13 protein-coding genes and 1 tRNA gene are annotated in these 17,817 nt (G+C 39.4%); 4 read left to right on the top strand and 10 right to left on the bottom strand.

The genetic code is table 11. The features are described 5' to 3' along the window. Nucleotides 1-99 precede the first annotated feature (99 nt). The 3 genes from nadD to AC1EKB_RS01905 are packed head-to-tail and all read right to left on the bottom strand — an operon-like array spanning nucleotide 100 to nucleotide 2,899. Nucleotides 100-879, bottom strand: coding sequence for a nicotinate-nucleotide adenylyltransferase (gene nadD, locus AC1EKB_RS01915; protein ID WP_481248694.1), 780 nt, complete (start codon nucleotides 877-879; stop codon nucleotides 100-102). Then, nucleotides 880-1,524: a phosphoribosylglycinamide synthetase gene (locus AC1EKB_RS01910; RefSeq protein ID WP_415694184.1), complete on the bottom strand. Its 645-nt coding sequence runs from the start codon at nucleotides 1,522-1,524 to the stop codon at nucleotides 880-882. Nucleotides 1,525-1,540: 16 nt separating this feature from the next. Beyond that, entirely contained in the window at nucleotides 1,541-2,899 is a 1,359-nt protein-coding gene (locus AC1EKB_RS01905; protein WP_415694183.1) for a glutamate-5-semialdehyde dehydrogenase, read from the bottom strand. A gap of 72 nt (nucleotides 2,900-2,971) precedes the next feature. Here AC1EKB_RS01905 and thrC point away from each other — a divergent pair, with 72 nt between their 5' ends. Further along, complete coding sequence (gene thrC / locus AC1EKB_RS01900) at nucleotides 2,972-4,489, top strand: threonine synthase (RefSeq protein ID WP_481248693.1); 1,518 nt, start codon at nucleotides 2,972-2,974, stop codon at nucleotides 4,487-4,489. Between the two features lie 11 nt (nucleotides 4,490-4,500). Here thrC and AC1EKB_RS01895 read toward each other — a convergent pair whose 3' ends face one another. The 7 genes from AC1EKB_RS01895 to AC1EKB_RS01865 all read right to left on the bottom strand — a co-directional run bounded on the left by AC1EKB_RS01895 (nucleotide 4,501) and on the right by AC1EKB_RS01865 (nucleotide 11,391). Continuing rightward, nucleotides 4,501-5,211 carry a regulatory protein RecX gene (locus tag AC1EKB_RS01895; RefSeq protein ID WP_481248692.1) on the bottom strand — a complete coding sequence of 237 codons (711 nt, stop codon included), beginning with the start codon at nucleotides 5,209-5,211 and terminating at the stop codon, nucleotides 4,501-4,503. A 22-nt stretch (nucleotides 5,212-5,233) separates the two neighbouring features. After that, nucleotides 5,234-6,391, bottom strand: coding sequence for a recombinase RecA (gene recA / locus AC1EKB_RS01890; RefSeq protein ID WP_128814093.1), 1,158 nt, complete (start codon nucleotides 6,389-6,391; stop codon nucleotides 5,234-5,236). Between the two features lie 242 nt (nucleotides 6,392-6,633). Further along, entirely contained in the window at nucleotides 6,634-6,867 is a 234-nt protein-coding gene (locus AC1EKB_RS01885; RefSeq protein ID WP_481248691.1) for a DUF3046 domain-containing protein, read from the bottom strand. Further along, entirely contained in the window at nucleotides 6,854-7,594 is a 741-nt protein-coding gene (locus tag AC1EKB_RS01880) for a CinA family protein (RefSeq protein WP_481248690.1), read from the bottom strand. Before AC1EKB_RS01880 ends, AC1EKB_RS01885 begins: the two co-directional genes overlap by 14 nt. 4 nt (nucleotides 7,595-7,598) lie before the next feature. Continuing rightward, nucleotides 7,599-8,213, bottom strand: a complete 615-nt coding sequence (gene pgsA, locus AC1EKB_RS01875) for a CDP-diacylglycerol--glycerol-3-phosphate 3-phosphatidyltransferase (protein WP_032815680.1) — start codon at nucleotides 8,211-8,213, stop codon at nucleotides 7,599-7,601. Nucleotides 8,214-8,338: 125 nt separating this feature from the next. Beyond that, nucleotides 8,339-11,053, bottom strand: coding sequence for a DNA translocase FtsK (locus AC1EKB_RS01870; protein WP_481248689.1), 2,715 nt, complete (start codon nucleotides 11,051-11,053; stop codon nucleotides 8,339-8,341). 262 nt (nucleotides 11,054-11,315) lie between these two features. Then, nucleotides 11,316-11,391: transfer RNA gene (locus tag AC1EKB_RS01865), tRNA-His, on the bottom strand. 132 nt (nucleotides 11,392-11,523) lie between these two features. Here AC1EKB_RS01865 and purT point away from each other — a divergent pair. The 3 genes from purT to AC1EKB_RS01850 all read left to right on the top strand — a co-directional run bounded on the left by purT (nucleotide 11,524) and on the right by AC1EKB_RS01850 (nucleotide 17,754). Continuing rightward, entirely contained in the window at nucleotides 11,524-12,897 is a 1,374-nt protein-coding gene (gene purT, locus AC1EKB_RS01860; protein ID WP_481248688.1) for a formate-dependent phosphoribosylglycinamide formyltransferase, read from the top strand. A 171-nt stretch (nucleotides 12,898-13,068) separates the two neighbouring features. Beyond that, nucleotides 13,069-13,848 carry a phosphoribosylaminoimidazolesuccinocarboxamide synthase gene (gene purC / locus AC1EKB_RS01855; RefSeq protein WP_481248687.1) on the top strand — a complete coding sequence of 260 codons (780 nt, stop codon included), beginning with the start codon at nucleotides 13,069-13,071 and terminating at the stop codon, nucleotides 13,846-13,848. A gap of 129 nt (nucleotides 13,849-13,977) precedes the next feature. Continuing rightward, a complete protein-coding gene (locus AC1EKB_RS01850) occupies nucleotides 13,978-17,754 on the top strand; it encodes a phosphoribosylformylglycinamidine synthase (protein WP_481248686.1) in 3,777 nt (1,258 codons plus the stop codon). Nucleotides 17,755-17,817: the final 63 nt, after the last annotated feature.

The raw sequence follows: 17,817 nt of genomic DNA, 5'->3' as shown, positions 1-17,817 counted from the left end.
TAATACTATCTATTTGCGCAGACTATAACCATTAAGCCGTTTCATACATAACAAATGCTTGCAAACAGTTGCAAATCCTTACAAAAACATTACAAATCATTACAAATCGCGTATATATAAACCGTGTTTAACAATGTATTGAACAACGCCGTCTGGAACCAAATACCAAACTGGCTCCCCATGCTCTGCACGCTTGCGAACATCTGTTGAAGATATTGCCAATGCTGGAATCTCCAATATGTCAACAGGAAAACGATGACTATGGCAATTAACCATATCGTCACACGAATCGTAAGACGCGGAACGAGCTTCAATTTGTGTAAACTTTTCTGGACTTGCGTAACCTGGACGCGTTACAGCAACAAATCTAGCCAAACTCCATAATTCTCTAGCATTTTTCCATTGCATAATCTCTGCAATAGCGTCTGCTCCAGTAATAAAGAAAAGCTCCGCGTCTGGGTGTTGCGCGCGAATATCGCGAAGCGTGTCGATTGTGTAAGTAACACCAGGCCTATCAATATCCACTCTAGAAACTGTAAATTTTGGGTTTGAAGCCGTTGCGATTACAGTCATCAAATATCTGTCTTCTGCATTTGTGACTTTTTTGTCTAGCTTAAAAACCGGCTTTCCAGTAGGAACAAAAATAACTTCGTCTAAATCATAAACCCACGCGACTTCGGAAGCTGCTACCAAGTGGCCATTGTGAATCGGATCAAAAGTTCCACCCATAATCCCTATGCGCGGATGTTGATGAACGTTTCCTCTTGCAGAGTGCTTAAGTTTAGAAGATCTTGACGAAACTGGCACGCTAGCTTGGCTTTGATTAAAAGAACCTTGGAACAAATCCGACATTCGGCGTTCTGTAGATGAATCGCTCATTTAATTCGTCCTAGATGCATTGCGTACATTGTGCGAGTTATTTGCATTAGACACATTAGACGCATCTGCAGCATCATCTGCTTTCGCTTCATCAATTACGCTGGAAGCAACATTTGCTTTGTCTGGATTAATATTTCCCATTTCTTCATTCCACTCATCTTGAACAACGCGCTTAATTTCTTCAAACGTTGGAAGATCAAAATCAGGCTGGAAAACACCTCTAATGTTTGCAACGCACTCCGTAATCTCTACAAGAACTTCGCTCATATTGTCTACAAGACTAGCGCGCTCAAGCTTACTAAATTCAGCTATATTGCTTTCCATTTTTTGCAAATTCTTATTAACTTCATCTATTATTTCGCTGTTTTCTGGCGTAACAACATCTCGATTATCTCTATCTGGCCACCCCATTAAAACAGCGTCAGCATATTCAAGAGAAGACCTTTGACTTGCAGACGCAATCCCATCTTCTATTTGAACTAAAAACACGTAACGAACAATAGATAATCTTTCTGCTGCAACATCTAAAGCATCAAGCACATTAGAAGCACCTACACCGTTAGATAGGCACATAGACAGTCTTAAATCCTCGTTTGATTGATTTTTAGAAATTTTAGACGATTGTGATTGTGATGTATCAGGCATATTCTTAACCTTACTCTTAAGCCCTTATTTGTCCTTGACCGTAGCCAATCCACTTTGTAGTTGTCATCTCTACTAAGCCCATTGGCCCTCTTGCATGCAGCTTTTGAGTGGAAATTCCAAGCTCGGCTCCAAAACCAAATTCGCCGCCGTCTGTAAACCTTGTTGAAGCATTTACCATAACAACCGCACTGTCTATTGACGAAACAAACTCGTTAATCGTTAAGTAGTCTTGCGCAATAATCGTTTCCGTGTGACCCGTTGAATATTTTGAAATATGATTAATGGCATCTTTAACACCATCTACAACTTTTACTCCGATTTGCAAAGACAAATATTCTGTAGACCAATCTTCATTATTTGCATGCTCTAGTTTAATACCACTTATATTTGCGGATGATAAAATATTGTATGATTCTTCATCAGCATGAATTAAAACATTACGATTCGCTAATTCGCTTGCGACTTTTGGAAGAAAATCTTTAGCAATGCTTCGATCTACAAGTAATTTTTCTGCAGCATTACAAACTCCGACTCGTTGAGTTTTTGCGTTTATAATAATCGGAATTGCTTGACTAAAGTTTGCTGTTTTATCTACATAAATGTGAACGTTTCCAGCGCCAGTTTCTATGACTGGAACTGTTGATTCTTTAATAACTGCAGAAATCAGATTTGCGCTTCCTCTAGGAACAAGAACATCAATATGACCATGTGCGTGCATCATTGATGTTGCACCGCTTCTGCCAAGATCATCAACAGATTCTATAAGATTTTCACTTACACCAAAATCTTTTAAGACTTGCTTTAACACACTAACAGTTGCACGATTTGTGCATTCGGCTGCGCTTCCGCCTCTTAAAATTACAGCGTTTGAAGATTTTATGCACAAAGATGCAACGTCAACAGTTACATTTGGTCTAGCTTCGTAAATCATTCCCATTACGCCAATTGGCACTCTTACTTGAGAAAGTTTAATACCATTTTCCAGCGTGTATCCTCTAACAATTTGGCCAACAGGATCTTGTAATTGCGCTATTTTTCTAACACTTTGAGCTGATTTAACTATTCTTTCTTTGTTAAACACAAGTCTGTCTAGTTTTCCAGCATCCATACCATTTTTTTGAGCTTTTTCTAAATCTTGCTTATTTGCTTTTTCAATAAATTCTGCGTTATTTTCAAGAGAATCAGCAATAGCATTTAAAAGATTGTTCTTAAAAGTGGCATTAGATTTAGAAAATTCTCTTTGGGCGATTCGCGCATCATCTGCTCTAGAAAAAACAATAGAATCTGTAGAGTCCCCATGCTCTTTAGAACTATTGACTTGCTCACTATTATGTGTTTCGTCAAACTTTGTATTGAGATTAATCATATTGAACATATTAGCAATAGCAGTGCTTAGGCTCCAATGCTTCGGGTATTATGTATAACAATTGACACAAATGGAGGAATCATGGCAGAAAACACTACGAATACAGTTATGTTTCATAGCACTAGGTCTAACTCTAAAACCTATACGTCGAAACAAGCTATTCGTAGGGGCATAGCCGAAGACGGTGGCTTGTTTGTTACAGATTGCCTTGGCGAAACTCGCTACGATATTTCTAATCTTGTTGGAAAATCTTACAAGCAAATTGCTAAAGATGTTCTTCAAATCCTTCTTCCAGATTTTACTTCTAGCGAGCTTGATGAGTGTGTTGAAAATGCTTATGGAGATCAATGGGAAGATTGCGAAGTTACTCCATTAAAGCAGCTTGGCACTAACAATGATTTTGTTTTAGAGCTTTTCCACGGTCCTACTTGCGCTTTTAAAGATGTTGCTTTGCAAATTTTGCCACACTTTATTAGACACTCAAAAAATACTTCTGACTCTAGCCAAAACGTTATGATTCTTACTGCTACTTCGGGAGATACTGGCAAAGCTGCGTTAGCTGGTTTTGCAAATGTTGAAGGCACTTCTATGGTTACTTTTTACCCAGAAGGCAAAGTAAGTAAAGTTCAAGAATTGCAAATGACAACTCAAAGCGGAAGTAACGTAAAAGTTTGCGCTGTTAGAGGTAATTTTGACGACACTCAAAGCAGCGTTAAGCAAATCTTTACTAACGATTCAATCAATGAATCGATTAAGAATAACAATAATGCTTTGCTTTCTTCTGCTAATTCGATTAATATAGGCAGACTTATTCCTCAAGTTGTTTACTACTTCTACGCTTATTCTAAGCTTGTTGAACGCGGCTCTATAAAGCTTGGCGATGAAGTAGAATTTTGCGTTCCAAGTGGCAATTTTGGCAATATTCTTGCTGGATATTATGCAAAAATGCTTGGCCTTCCTGTAAAACACTTGATTGTTGCAAGCAATAGCAACAATGTTTTGTTTGACTTTTTGGTTAGAGGAACATATAACAAGATTCGACCTTTCCATCAAACGGTTGCGCCTTCTATGGATATTCTTGTTTCTTCTAATTTGGAACGCATGCTTTACTACATGTGCAATAAAGATACGCGACTTTTGCAAATGCTTATGAACGATTTGCAACAATGGGGAGCTTTTGAAGTACCAGAAGACGTGCTTTCTAAAATTCGAGAACTTTTTGGATGCGGATGGGCAAACGAGGATCAAATTCGCGATTCCATAAAAGAATGCTGGAATAAGCATAATTATGTTATTGACCCACATACTGCTTGTGGATACTTTGTTATGAGCCATATTCCTCATGATCCTAGTGTTCCTCGCATTCTTTTAAGCACTGCAAGCCCGTATAAGTTCCCTAGAGTTGTTTGCGAATCCTTAGGCTTAAATGTTGAAGGATTAGATGATTTTGCTTGCATGGATTTGCTAGAAAGCAAAACTTCTACAAGCGCTCCTAAAATGCTTAGCGAGCTTAAGAATAAAGCAGCTAGATTTAACGATGTTATTAACGTTGAAGATATGCCAGATTACGTTCTTAAGTGCGCTAACGAAATCTGCTAAGTCCTAATATTTTAAGACTTAAACAAAGCATAATATACTTCGTTTAGCGTGCTTAAATCGTGACCTTTTCTAGCTCCTGCAGAAAAGAATCTTCGCCTTCTAACATCTGGTTCTAGATTTTTTGTTCGCTGTGCTACCTTTTTGCCCAAATCCCATGCGCTTTGCTCAAAAACACCGTTTTCTCTAGCATCTTGCAAAGATGAACAAACAATAGCGGAAGCAACTCCCTTTTTTTGCAACTCCATGCGAGTTGCGCGCTCTCCTAATGTTCTACTTATGCATGAGCGTATAACAGATTGAGCATATTGCTCATCGTCAATCAAATGCAAATCTTCTAAACGAATTATTACAGATTCAACAATATTCTCTCTATAACCCTTATCTATAAGCCTATTTTTTAAGTCGTTTGAAGATCTTGCAGCATAATCTAACATTCTTAAAGCACACTCTTTGCAACTATCAAAGTCGCATGCTTTTTTAGAGTCTACTTTTTTAACAGCTCTATTATTAAAAGAGTTATACTTTTGCAATCTATAAGACGAATGGCATGAGTTTTCTTCGCAATCACCTATTTCAACACTATTCTCTGAATAATGTGAATTAACAGCTTCTAAACTACAATCATCTTCTGCACGCACATTCTTGTTCTTAACATCATTTTTGTTAAAAACAGAAGCATCTACGGGTTTATGATTGCGAAGAAAACTCTCAACACTAATCATCTATCAGTCTTCTCATCTATCACTATTTATTCTTGGAATCTTTACTAGAAGCATCTGACTTATTTTCTGCATTAGAATTCGACTTTGCTTTTTCGCTATCGTCTTCATCTTCTACTTCAACAAATTGATCTTCTGGCTTCATTAGCCCAAAAGCAACTTTTACTTTATCGCTAATTTCTTCCGTAATAGCAGGATTATCCTTAAGGAATTGACGCACGTTTTCTCTACCTTGACCAAGCTGTTCACCCTCATACGTAAACCAAGAACCAGACTTTTTAATAACGTCACACTGTACAGCCATATCAATTACAGAGCCTTCAGTAGATATTCCCTCTCCATAAAGAACATCAAATTCAGCTGTTTTGAAAGGAGGAGCCATTTTATTCTTAACAATCTTTACTTTAGTTCGATTGCCAACAGCTTCTTCTCCGTTTTTAATAGTAGAAACACGCCTAATATCCATTCGAACAGACGAATAGAATTTAAGAGCTTTACCACCTGTAGTTGTTTCTGGATTACCAAAGAACACACCGATTTTTTCTCTAAGCTGATTAATAAAGATTGCGGTTGTTCCAGCTTGAGACAAAGCTCCTGTCATCTTTCTTAAAGCCTGACTCATTAAGCGAGCTTGCAAACCAACATGGCTATCTCCCATATCTCCGTCAATTTCGGCTTTTGGAACAAGCGCTGCTACAGAATCAACAACTATAACATCTAAAGCACCAGATCGAATAAGCATATCTGCAATCTCTAAAGCTTGCTCACCATTATCTGGCTGAGAAACAATAAGAGAATCCGTATCTACACCTAATTTACGCGCATAAACTGGATCTAACGCATGCTCAGCATCAATAAACGCTGCAACTCCGCCATTCTTTTGAGCATTAGCAACAATGTGCAAAGCTAACGTTGTTTTACCAGAAGATTCTGGACCATAAACCTCTACAATACGCCCACGAGGAACACCACCAATTCCCAAAGCCATGTCTAGAGCTAAAGAACCAGTAGGAATAACCTCAACGTCTTGCAGTGGCTTATCTCCTAATCGCATTGCAGAACCCTTGCCATATTGTTTTTCAACATTTGCAAGAGCCATCTCTAGCGCTGCTTTTCTACGTGGATCTGCCTTGTCGGCATCAATAAGACGATCCACAGCACCCTTTTTTGTTTGTTGTGCCATATTATTACTCCTTTCGCATGCCGATGTATTGATGACCATACTCAATACATGATGCCCGTGCAAGCGTTTTAGAGCAATGTGGTTAAAGGCTATTTTCCAATAACCAATAGGCACTTACACGCTGCAAGAAGACCAACAATTAAATATTATACACCATAAACGAACATTTGTTCGATACGCGTGTTGGCTTGAAATTCCAACAAAAACGCATACACGCAATCAAATTAAAAAATAAAATAACCTTATTTTGCAGGAAGCGGCGGAGCATTATGATCTTTGCCCCACCTTTTATTATCTGGAATATTCATATGATCACATAAAATATTCCAAACAATTCTAGGCTCCACGCCAGCATCAATCGCCTCGCGCGCGCTCATACCATCAAGCTTTTGCAACTCTTGATCTTTAGCAATACTCCTACCAAATTCTCTACCGAAAACTTCTTCAAGAAGCTCCCAAAATTCACGCTCGCGCATAAAAAATCCAATCTTCAAAAATAAGAGCATAGAAAATCCTAATTAGCGTACTAACAACACCAATACGAACGTCTTTTCTATCTCCAGAAATATTTAGTTGAGCACAAAGCGTAAAACCGTGGTCAGATGAATAAGCACAACATCTACTTAAAGAAAGATTGCTTATTTTGCCACATTCACAATCAAAAACACGATCTTTAATATTGTTAATTTTTAGCGAAACTAAATCAAAATCGAGCGAAGAACAGCGCTTTGAAGCAACATTTGGAATAAAAATTCCAACGTAAGCCAATCCTTGTGGCTTTAAGCCATCGGGGCCAGGACCTGCAACGCCAGTAGTAGACAATCCAATAACAGGAAAATCTGCGCTATCAACATCTTTACTAGAATCCATGCAATCGTATTGCCACTTTGCGCCGCTATACAATCTTGCGCAACCAAACGCCATTTGCTTTGCAACACTAGGCTCTACAGCGCCGCAAGTTTTAAGCAAATCGCAATCCACGCCAAGAATCTTAGATTTTTCGCGAATATCGTAAGTAACAGCAGAACCAAGAAAAACCTTTGAAGCGCCAGGAATATTTACAAACGAATCCGCAAGAAGTCCTCCTGTTAAAGATTCTGCACAAGAAATATGCAAAGAATTATTCACACAAAAATCGAGAATCTTACTTGCGAAAGCATCCGTAGAAGCATCCGTAGAAGCACTTGCCAAATAGTCACACATTTTACTATCGCTTAAACGCACCGCGCACGTAAAGGAATCCAGAATAAAGGGCAAAACCAAGAGCAATGCCTATAAATCCGTAGCAAAGCGAGTAATAGCACACAACCCAAACAGAAACATTGTAAGCGCAAAATATTGGAACAATAGGCGCAAGCAACATTGAAATTCCAACAGATTGAGAAAGTGTCTTATACTTTCCTGCCCAAGATGCTGCAATAACTTTTCCGCCTTTATCTATAACGTAAAAACGCAAAACAGTAATGCCTATTTCTCTAAGAATAAACAGTAGAGTAATCCACCAATAAAGCTCGCCAAAAGCAGAAGCAATAATAAGAGCAGAAAGTATTAAAAGCTTATCGGCAATAGGATCTAAGAGTTTTCCAAGCTCTGTAACTTGATTATATTTTCTAGCCATCCAACCGTCTAATTTATCTGTTGAAGCTGCGATTATAAACATTGCAAACGCAGCCCAGCGAACCGAAGTAGAAGCATAGCCCCAAGGCCCAGAAATAAGATACAAAACGATGAATACAACAGAAAGAGCTATTCTTATGTAAGTCACAATGTTTGGAGCACAATTCCAACCTTCTAGCAACTTAGACTTACCATTTTGCAACATCGTTAATACCTCCATAACCGCTACACAAATATGGTATAGCAAACGCAAAACTTAATTTAACAACAATCCTTTAGCAATGCTTTAACAATACTTAATTCAAAGTGTTTAATTATGCTTAATTATGCTTAATTCAAAGAATCAGACTCGCCTTTAATAAAAGCTAAGACTTTAGGCAAATCTTGCGGTTGAACAAGAACCTCACGCGCTTTAGAGCCTTCCGAAGGCCCAACAACGCCACGCGATTCAAGCAAATCCATAAGTCTGCCTGCCTTAGAGAATCCAACACGAAGTTTTCGTTGAAGCATAGACGTGGATCCAAATTGCGCACCAACAACAAGCTCGGCAGCTTGAAGAAGTTCATCCATATCGTCGCCAATATCTGTTGTTTTAGCTTGAATTTGAGCCTGTTCGTCTGCTTTTGCAGCCATTTGCTCAATGTCTTCCCTATATCTAGGCTTTCGCTGAGTTCTAACATATTCTACAGCTTTGCGAATTTCCGATTCGCTAACCCAAGAGCCCTGAACTCGCTGAGGCTTAGCAGCACCCATTGGAAGGAACAACGCATCTCCTTGACCAATCAAAGTTTCCGCGCCAACAGTGTCTAAAATAACGCGCGAATCCGTAGCAGAAGACGTAGCAAAAGCCAAACGAGATGGAATATTCGCCTTAATTAAGCCAGTTACAACATCAACAGACGGGCGCTGAGTTGCAAGAACCAAATGCACGCCTGCAGCACGAGCAAGCTGAGTAATGCGCTGAATAGAACTTTCAACGTCGTTTTTTGCAACCATCATCAAATCAGCCATCTCGTCTACAACAACAAGCAAATACGGGTATGGAGCAACTTTTCGCTCAGAGCCTTTTGGCGCATGAACCTTGCCTTCGCGCACTGCCTTGTTAAAGTCTTTAACATGACGGAAACCAAAGAATTGCAAGTCGTCATAGCGCGAGTCCATCTCTTTAACAACCCATTCAAGAGCTTGAGCCGCCTTCTTAGGGTCTGTAATAATCGGAGTTAGCAAATGCGGAATCCCAGCATATGCAGAAAGCTCCACTCGCTTTGGATCTACCAAAATCATGCGAACCTGCTCTGGAGTAGAACGCATAATAATCGAAGTTAGCATAGAGTTTATAAAGCTTGACTTTCCAGAGCCAGTAGCACCAGCAACAAGAAGATGCGGCATTTTATCTAGAGCAGCAGTTACAAAATGACCCTCAACGTCTTTACCAACTCCAGTGAGCATAGGATTTGAATCCTGGCGAGCTTTATCTGACCTTAAAACATCTCCAAGGTTTACAATCTCTCGATCTACGTTTGGAATCTCTATACCAATCGCAGACTTGCCTGGAATTGGAGACAAAATACGCACATCTGTGCTTGCTACAGCGTATGCAATATTTTTTTGAAGATTTGTGACTTTTTCAACTTTTACTCCAGGCCCCAGCTCAACTTCGTATTGAGTAACAGAAGGACCCCTCAAAAAGCCAATAACTTTTGCATCTACTTCAAACTGTTCAAACGTAGAAGTTAGCGCGCGAATTACGCGATCGTTTGCAGGAGTTCTAGTTGCGTGCGGTTTTCCGTGAACAAGAATGTTCAAATCTGGCAATCTGTACGGCTCTTCATTGTACTCATTGGAATTATTGTTTGAAGAATCGCTAGAATCATTCGCATTATTGGCATTGCTCACACTATCTTCATCATTTTCTTGCGATGACCTATATTGATCCAACTGCTGACCAGGCATTTTACTCCATGGGTCACCGCTATATTGCGATTCGCCACTAATTGGCGCTTTTGGAAATTCGTCAATATACATTTGACCAGAAGATGGCGAAGAATTAGCACCAGGAGTGCCATTAGAAACACCATTAGAAGCAACAACACGCGGATGCTGATTACTTTGATTCTGATCTTCTTGCGAGCCAAATTTAGAGCCGTAGTCTTCAATAGAGTCGCCATCTTGACTTTGCTTAGAAGAAGCGCAAAGAAAAGCGTCATCTCCAGCATACGCATCTAAAAGTTCGCTATTATTACTCTTCTTTTTAGAACCAAACAAAGAATTAAAAATCTTAGAAATTATTGAATTGTGCAAATCTTTACGCAACTTTTCGTCATCGGAAGAGTCGTGAGCTGGAACGCCTTCTGCAAACTCAAGATTATCGCTACTATTACCCGAATTTTCAGCATCTGCATTCTCTAAGTCTTGATTATTCTTTGACTTTTTAGAGAAAACAGATGAAACAAATTGAGTCACATCTTCAACATGCAATTTAAGAATCATTAAAATAGCAAAAATGGCAATAATAACAAAAATTGTTAGAGCAAAAATCCTAGATAATCCCCAAGCTAAAGGAGAACCTAAGCAAAATCCTAATAATCCGCCAGATTTTTGCAAATCATCTATATTAAATTCTTGATTTTTGCTTGCAATTAAAATGTCTAAAATTGAGCAAATTGACCATAGAAGAAGAACAAAACCACCTATAACGCGAGGATTGCCAGATTTAGCACCACTATTTCGCATAAGCCTAATAGCAACCGCACTAAGCCACACAGGCAAAACAACGCTCATAATGCCAAAAATCGCGGAAGATAAAGAGTGCAAAGCAACGCCTAAGAATCCGCTAACTCTAAACCATTCAGATGCGCAAAAAAGAACAGCAAGAATAAGCATTACAAAGCACAATCCGTCTCTACGGTAGGCTTCATCATATTGCCCAACTCCAAAAAGCGAGCGAACTGCTTTGCCAATAACACGCGGAACAAAAAGCAGAGCAGACTCCCAAAATGGCTCATTAGTCTGCGCTTTAGACTGCTTACCACCCTTGTTTGGCATATAAATCGCTCCTCCATAAAATGCGCGTACAAAAACCGCTAACAACTAGCAAGCTAATCGCCAGCAATCATTCACATTAAGTACAAACACCAACCGAATTACTTAAAATTATTCAATCAATATTATCTAATTAATAGCCTTACTTATTCTACTCCATTGCATGCAACAAGATATAAAACAAAACACAAACACAGTTAAAACGCAGCCAGAACGCATACATAAACAAAGAAAAAAAAAATCGGCTGAAAAACAGCCGATTAAGTGGGGTGGCTAACGCGGCTTGAACGCGCGACCTTCTGAACCACAATCAGATGCTCTACCGACTGAGCTATAGCCACCATTACAGCGCGAAACCCTTCGGGAATCGCACAACAGAGGAATACTATACACGATTTTTTGATTTTGCGCTACTCTGGCGATTTTCGGCGCGTCGCACAAAATACGACGTTACTTAATGACACAATAAGACTATGAGTTTTTTGCAAAAATCAAATGCAACTAGCATGCTTAATGAGCAAGCAGAACATTGGAAAAGCGTTGAAAATAATCGCACTTTTGGCATTCTAAATTCAACGTCATACACAACAAAAGCTCTTCTTCTAGGGTCTGGAGAGCTTGGAAAAGAAATCGCTATAGAGCTTATAAGACTTGGTATTAAAGTATTTGCTGCAGATAGTTATGCGAATGCTCCAGCAATGCAAGTTGCGCAAGAAAATCGCGTTTTAGACATGAGCGATTCTAAAAAATTGCAAGAACTAATAAACAACATAAACCCAAACATAATAATCCCAGAAGTTGAAGCAATATCAACCGAAGTATTAAAAGACGTAGTTAAAAACAAAAAAATTCAAGTCGTTCCAGGCTCTAGTATCACTTCGATTGCAATGGATCGCGAAGCTTTGCGAAAAATCGCACACGAAAAAATTGGACTTCCTACTACACCATACTGTTTTGCTTCAAGCTACGAAGAATTAGAAGAGGGAGCAAAAATCGTAGGGTATCCATGCGTAGTAAAACCAGTTATGAGCTCTTCTGGTCACGGTCAATCTATTGTAAAAGATCCTAAAAATCTTGAAGATGCTTGGTTTAAAGCTCAAAATGGAAGAAGATCTAAGCATAAAACACAAAACTTGCAAAGTGAAGATAGTGAAAATAGTGAAGATATATCTCGCATAATAGTGGAAGCGTTAGCGCCTTTAGACTACGAATTAACGGTTTTAACAGTGTGCTCAAGCGCTGGAATAATAACATGCGAGCCTATTGCACAATGCCAAGAAAACGGCGACTACAGGCAATCATGGCAACCAGCAAACATACCAGAAAACGTTAGAAAATCAGCTCAAAATATTGCAAAACAAGCCGTAGAAGGTTTAAGCAAAATAGCAAAAGAAAACGGCGAAACAGGCTGGGGCATTTACGGCGTAGAACTTTTTGTTCTTAAGAATGGAGATTTACTTTTTAACGAGTTATCTCCTAGACCGCACGACACTGGCATGGTAACAATGATTTCGCAATACTACAGCGAGTTTGCTTTGCATGTTTTAGCAATATTAGGTGTTCCAATCACACAAAAGCACACTTCTCTTTGCTTAAAAGATAACGAAGTCGCATTAAGTCACGCACTTGTTGTGCAAGGAAACGGTGCTGTAGGATTTACAAATCTTGCGCAAGCATTAGACGAAGAAGATTGCACAAGATGCGATATACGAATTTTTGGAAAACCAGAAGTTCACGGATCAAGACGCATGGGTGTTATTTTGACAGTATCGAACAGAATAAATGATGCAAAATCTTGTGCGACACGCATTGCAAGCAAAATACGCACAATAGAACTGCCGTCGTAAAACGTTGAAAAGTCAAGATTTTTACTACTTTTATTAAACAAAAAATCAAAAAATAATCCAAACAAAATGTAGGTAACAATTGTTAGTCTAATCTTGCTGGCGGTTGAATAAACCTTCAAATAATGATGGTTTGCAACATTCAGCCATGGATACAACGAGAGAGGCACGTCAATGGAAAAACTTGACAAGTTGTATGAAGGCAAAGCAAAGAAATTGTATGCCACAAGTAACGATAATGTTCTGTGGGTTCAATACATGAATCAAGCTACGGCTGGCAATGGTCTTAAAAAGGCTCAAATTGCTGGAAAAGGCAGCTTAAATAATCAAATCACTTCTCTACTGTTTAATCTTCTTAAAGCTCGTGGAGTTAAAAGCCATTTTCTTGGCAGAATCTCGAATACCGAGCAACTTGTAAAGCGCATGCAGATGTTTCCTCTAGAAATAATAATGCGAAACATGGCTGCTGGTTCTTTTGCAAAACGATATGCCGTTAAAGAAGGAACTGCTCTAAAAAAGCCTCTTTTGGAGTTTTGCGTAAAGTCAGACGATCTTGGTGATCCTTTTATTAACCCAGAAGGCGTTGTGGCTTTGGGTCTTGCTAGTGAAAGCGAAATGGCAGAAATTACAAAGCAAGCTCACGCTGTAAACAATGCACTTTTGGATATTTTCAACAAAATCGACGTTCAACTCGTTGACTTTAAGATTGAAGAAGGCGTTGATGCGCAAGGAAATATTCTTCTTGCAGACGAGATAACGCCAGATACGTGCCGACTTTGGGATAAGCGCAATACAAGCTCCGAAGTAAGTCATTTAGATAAAGACTTGTTCAGACGCGATTTAGGAGACATAATTCCAGCCTACGAAGAAATATTCTCGAGGCTTAAATCTCTTGCGCAAAGCGAAGGAGTAAACTTCGACGAAGTTAATCCAAACGATTGTGCTGAACAATGATTTTAATGTGGCTCGCATCTTTTAGGTGCGAGCCACGCGCGTTCTTAAACAAATAAAATAAAACAAATAAAACAAATAAAAAATAGCCAAACACAATAGCCAAAACTACAATTGCAAGGCAGGTTCACCGTGGTATTTCGCGTTTATGTTGAAAAACGATCTGGTTTCGATATAAAAGCCCAACATCTTAATCACGAGCTTAAAGAGATTCTTGGTATTGATTCTCTAAAATCAACGCGCATAATAAACAGGTATGATGTAGAAGGAATATCTAAAGATCTTTTTAACACTGCTGTTAAAACGGTTTTTAGCGAGCCTACAGTAGACAACACTTACGACTACTTGCCTATTAGCACAAATGAACATGTTTTTGCTATAGAGTTCCTTCCTGGCCAGTTTGATCAGCGCGCGCAATCCGCAAGCGAATGCGTACAAATGATTAGCCAGGGAGAATGCCCTAAAGTTAGAACTGCTCAAATTCTTGCTTTTAACGGCAATTTGTCTAAAGAAGAACTTGACTCAATTAAACACTACGTTATTAATCCAGTAGAAGCTCGCGAAGCATCGCTAGATAGTGTTGATACGCTTAAAAGCGAGGCGATTGTTCCAGCAAACGTAGAAGTATTAGACGTATTTAACGATTTAGATTCCAACGGCTTGCAAAAATTCATTGAAGATCGCGCGCTAGCAATGGACTTGGCTGATGCTAAATTCTGCCAAGACTATTTTAGAAGCGAAAATCGCAATCCAACTATTACAGAAATAAAAGTAATAGACACGTATTGGTCCGACCATTGCCGCCATACTACTTTTGGAACGCATTTTGAAAACGTGCAAATAGATGACGAGCAAGTAAAAGATGCATTTAATCGTTATCTTAAATTACGAGAAGAGCTTAACCGCACAAATAAGCCGATTTGCCTTATGGACATGGCCACTATTGGCGCAAAGTATTTGAAGCATACAGGAAAGCTTAAAAACTTAGACGAATCCGAAGAAATCAATGCGTGCACAGTAAAAGTAAAAGTTGACGTTAACGGTCACGATGAAGACTGGCTGTTTTTGTTCAAAAACGAAACGCATAATCATCCTACAGAAATCGAACCTTTTGGCGGCGCGGCAACATGCATTGGCGGATGCATTCGAGATCCTCTTTCGGGACGCTCATACGTATATCAAGCAATGCGCGTAACTGGAGCAGCCGACCCTAGAACGCCTATTAGCGAAACTTTAGAAGGAAAACTATCTCAACGAAAAATCGTAACGTCGGCAGCTGCAGGCTACTCCTCTTACGGAAATCAAATTGGACTTGCAACGGGCGAAGTACATGAGATTTACCACCCAGGATACGTTGCAAAACGAATGGAAGTGGGCGCTGTTGTAGCCGCTACCCCAGCAGACCATGTTCGCAGAGAAACACCTGAGCCAGGAGATGTGATTATTCTTCTAGGCGGCAGAACCGGAAGAGACGGAATTGGCGGAGCAACTGGTGCTTCTAAAGCTCAAGACACAGACAGCATTGAAGAATGCGGAGCAGAAGTTCAAAAAGGAAATGCTCCTATTGAACGCAAGTTGCAAAGACTCTTCCGTCGCAAAGATGCGTGCAGACTTATTAAGCGATGCAACGATTTTGGCGCTGGAGGCGTAAGCGTTGCAACAGGCGAAATTGCCGATGGCTTAATTATTGATTTAGATAAAGTGTCTAAAAAGTATGAAGGTCTTGATGGCACGGAGCTTGCGATTTCTGAATCTCAAGAGCGAATGGCGGTTGATGTTGCTGCAAGCGATGCAAACGAATTTTTGGCCTACGCGCATGAAGAAAATTTGGAAGCACAAATTGTAGCTACAGTTACAAAAGAAGCTCGAATGAAAATGACTTGGCGAGGAAAAACAATTGTGGATCTAAGCCGCGAATTCCTAGCTTCTAATGGCGCTCCAAAATCGCAAGATATTCACGTTGAAAATGGCGAAAAATACACTACAAAGTGGCAAGATAAAAGTGAAGTCTCCAGCAAAACTTTTGGCGAGAGCATGAAAAATCTTGTTTCCAACATAAACATTTGCTCAAACAAGGGTCTTAGTGAAATGTTCGACTCCACTATTGGAGCCGCAACAGTTCTTATGCCTTTTGGTGGCCGCCGTCAGCTTACTCCAGCTCAAGCAATGGTTGCAAAATTGCCAGTTTTTGGAGAAACAAACACAGCTTCTGCAATGTCTTGGGGCTTTAACCCATATATTGCGGAAAAGAATCAATTTACTGGAGCTTACTTAGCTGTTGTTGAGTCTTTAGCAAAAATCGTAGCAAGCGGATTTACTATAGAAAACGCTTATTTAAGTTTGCAAGAATATTTTGGAAAACCTCATAATGTTCCAGAACGTTGGGGAAAACCAATGGCTGCTATTCTTGGAGCTTTAAGCGCACAAATTGACTTTGGCGTTGGCGCTATTGGCGGCAAGGATTCTATGAGCGGAAGCTTTGAAAATCTTGATGTTCCACCAACTCTTATTTCTTTTGCTGTTTCTACAGGAGACGCGCGAAATGTTGTATCTCCAGAATTCAAAAAAGCAAATAGCAGAATCTTAAGAATATTGCCTAAATATAAGGAAGATGGAATCACACCTAACGCTCAAAGCTTCTTAGAAGCGATTAAGATTGTTGAAAATCTTACTTCAAACAAGCATGCGCTTTCCGTTAGCACTCCAGGATTTGGCGCAAGTGCAGAAATCTTATTTAAGATGACTTTGGGCAATCATATTGGATTAAAGCTTAATAATGCGATTAGCAAAGATGATTTGTTTAAGCAAACATACGGATCATTCTATGTGGAACTTAAAGATGATTCTGAGATTCCGCACGCAAATTCAGATCTTGTAAGCGTAGACGTAGTAGGCGAAACTTGCAATGAGTTCGAGTTTTGTGTAGAAAACGAGAAACTTAATTTAGCTGATTTGCAAGAAGATTGGGAAAATACTTTAGAATGCATATTCCCGTATCGTGCGAAGGGAGATTCAGTTCCTGCTATAAACTATGCTCCTGCTATAAAATCTAGCGAGCTAAAGTCTTCTAGTAATAATATGCGTTCTGGCATAAAAACTACGATTAGTCATCCTCGAGTAATCATTCCTGTTTTCCCTGGAAACAATTGCGAATACGACACTCAAGCTGCTTTTGAAAAAGCTGGAGCAGAATGCAAAACGCTTATAATAAACAATTTAAACGCTGATAATATTGCGCAGTCTGCAAAAGATCTTGTTAATGAGATTAATAAAAGCCAAATTGTTATGATTCCAGGCGGATTCTCTGGAGGCGACGAGCCAGATGGTTCAGCCAAGTTTATTGCTGCTTTCTTTAGAAACCCTGCCGTTAGCGACGCTGTTCGCGATTTGCTAAACAATCGCGATGGCTTAATGCTTGGTATTTGCAACGGCTTCCAAGCTCTTATTAAACTTGGTCTTGTTCCATTTGGAGATATTGTTCCAATGGATGCAAAATGCCCAACTTTAACTTTTAACACGATTGGAAGGCATCAAAGCAAGATTGTTAGAACTCGTGTTGCTTCTAATCTTTCTCCATGGCTTTCAAATTGCAAAGTTGGCGATGTTCATAGTGTTGCAATATCTCATGGAGAAGGTCGATTTGTGGCATTGCCAGAAGTTATGGATTCGCTTATACAAAACGGTCAAATCGCAACGCAATACGTTGATAGTAATGGCGTTCCAAACATGAATCTTAAGGTGAATCCAAACGGTTCACTTATGGCTGTAGAAGGAATCACAAGCCCAGATGGAAGAGTGTTTGGAAAAATGGGTCATTGCGAGCGCAGCGGTAACGGCTTGTACGCTAATATTCCAGATTTTAGAACACAAAACATTTTTAGTGCTGGAGTTGAATACTTTACATCGTGATTTGTGATTTGTGATTCACGATTTACAACTTACGATTTGTGATCTACAACTTACGACTTACAA

This window comes from Gardnerella sialicivorans subsp. sialicivorans, assembly GCF_056746795.1.
This window is presented reverse-complemented; position numbering and strand designations above follow the sequence as displayed.

What these genes read in the sequence shown, in the direction of transcription:
- nadD (WP_481248694.1), bottom strand. Translation starts at nt 879, where the DNA reads ATGAGCGATTCATCTACAGAACGCCGAATGTCGGATTTGTTCCAAGGT.
- AC1EKB_RS01910 (WP_415694184.1), bottom strand. Translation starts at nt 1,524, where the DNA reads ATGCCTGATACATCACAATCACAATCGTCTAAAATTTCTAAAAATCAA.
- AC1EKB_RS01905 (WP_415694183.1), bottom strand. Translation starts at nt 2,899, where the DNA reads ATGTTCAATATGATTAATCTCAATACAAAGTTTGACGAAACACATAAT.
- thrC (WP_481248693.1), top strand. Translation starts at nt 2,972, where the DNA reads ATGGCAGAAAACACTACGAATACAGTTATGTTTCATAGCACTAGGTCT.
- AC1EKB_RS01895 (WP_481248692.1), bottom strand. Translation starts at nt 5,211, where the DNA reads ATGATTAGTGTTGAGAGTTTTCTTCGCAATCATAAACCCGTAGATGCT.
- recA (WP_128814093.1), bottom strand. Translation starts at nt 6,391, where the DNA reads ATGGCACAACAAACAAAAAAGGGTGCTGTGGATCGTCTTATTGATGCC.
- AC1EKB_RS01885 (WP_481248691.1), bottom strand. Translation starts at nt 6,867, where the DNA reads ATGCGCGAGCGTGAATTTTGGGAGCTTCTTGAAGAAGTTTTCGGTAGA.
- AC1EKB_RS01880 (WP_481248690.1), bottom strand. Translation starts at nt 7,594, where the DNA reads ATGTGTGACTATTTGGCAAGTGCTTCTACGGATGCTTCTACGGATGCT.
- pgsA (WP_032815680.1), bottom strand. Translation starts at nt 8,213, where the DNA reads ATGTTGCAAAATGGTAAGTCTAAGTTGCTAGAAGGTTGGAATTGTGCT.
- AC1EKB_RS01870 (WP_481248689.1), bottom strand. Translation starts at nt 11,053, where the DNA reads ATGCCAAACAAGGGTGGTAAGCAGTCTAAAGCGCAGACTAATGAGCCA.
- purT (WP_481248688.1), top strand. Translation starts at nt 11,524, where the DNA reads ATGAGTTTTTTGCAAAAATCAAATGCAACTAGCATGCTTAATGAGCAA.
- purC (WP_481248687.1), top strand. Translation starts at nt 13,069, where the DNA reads ATGGAAAAACTTGACAAGTTGTATGAAGGCAAAGCAAAGAAATTGTAT.